Origin of the sequence: Pseudomonas sp. SIMBA_067, assembly GCF_046534675.1 — a bacterium.
GTDB lineage: Bacteria > Pseudomonadota > Gammaproteobacteria > Pseudomonadales > Pseudomonadaceae > Aquipseudomonas > Aquipseudomonas putida.
Map to the genome: position 1 here is coordinate 1 of NZ_JAWRYH010001533.1, position 229 is coordinate 229.

Below are 229 nucleotides of genomic sequence, written 5' to 3' on the forward strand. Positions count from 1 at the left end.
GGCTTTGCGATGACTGCGTTTGTGGTTATTTTATCTATTCGTGGCCGAGCAGATTTAGGCAACGACCATGTTGATGGCACCCTAACTAAAAATAAACGCAAGGAGAGAAAATGATTCAGCATTTAGCATCTTTGCCTATTTTACTGCCAATGTTAGCGGCAATTATTTTGTTGCTTCCACCGTGTGGCAAAAGCTTATTTGCACGCCGATTTATGTCTAGTTTAATGGC

General features: G+C 41.5%; 1 pseudogene. It reads left to right on the plus strand.

The window, feature by feature from the left end:
* Positions 1-114, plus strand: a pseudogene (locus SB765_RS34580) (Na+/H+ antiporter subunit C); the annotation flags it as partial.
* Between the last annotated feature and the right edge of the window lie 115 nt (positions 115-229).